Source organism: Pseudomonas faucium, from assembly GCF_021602585.1.
GTDB classification, from domain to species: domain Bacteria; phylum Pseudomonadota; class Gammaproteobacteria; order Pseudomonadales; family Pseudomonadaceae; genus Aquipseudomonas; species Aquipseudomonas faucium.
In genome coordinates this window covers 1-791 of record NZ_BQIP01000062.1, presented here as the reverse complement: position 1 = coordinate 791, position 791 = coordinate 1, and the positions used below count along the sequence as shown (strand labels likewise).

At 50.8% G+C, this 791-nt stretch carries 1 rRNA gene; it reads left to right on the top strand.

The window, feature by feature from the left end:
* Positions 1 to 407: ribosomal RNA gene (locus L6D75_RS27160) — 16S ribosomal RNA — on the top strand; the annotation flags it as partial.
* Positions 408 to 791 lie beyond the last annotated feature (384 nt).

Sequence of the window (791 nt, the reverse complement as noted above, 5' to 3'; positions counted from 1 at the left end):
TATGGTGGGCACTCTAAGGAGACTGCCGGTGACAAACCGGAGGAAGGTGGGGATGACGTCAAGTCATCATGGCCCTTACGGCCTGGGCTACACACGTGCTACAATGGTCGGTACAGAGGGTTGCCAAACCGCGAGGTGGAGCTAATCTCACAAAACCGATCGTAGTCCGGATCGCAGTCTGCAACTCGACTGCGTGAAGTCGGAATCGCTAGTAATCGCGAATCAGAATGTCGCGGTGAATACGTTCCCGGGCCTTGTACACACCGCCCGTCACACCATGGGAGTGGGTTGCACCAGAAGTAGCTAGTCTAACCTTCGGGAGGACGGTTACCACGGTGTGATTCATGACTGGGGTGAAGTCGTAACAAGGTAGCCGTAGGGGAACCTGCGGCTGGATCACCTCCTTAATCGACGACATCAGCCTGCTGATGAGCTCCCACACGAATTGCTTGATTCTTTGTCGAAGGCGACGGACCTGTAAGGGTCTTAAGCTGTTCCTGAGCAGAACGCAGAAATGAACATTCGCTTTGAATGTTGATTTCTGACTTTTGTCAGATCGTTCTTTAAAAATTCGGATATGTGATAGATATAGACTGACACGCACTTTCACTGGTGTGTGATCAGGCTAAGGTAAAATTTGTGAGTTCTGCTCGAAAGAGCAACATGCGAATTTTCGGCGAATGTCGTCTTCACAGTATAACCAGATTGCTTGGGGTTATATGGTCAAGTGAAGAAGCGCATACGGTGGATGCCTTGGCAGTCAGAGGCGATGAAAGACGTGGTAGCCTGCG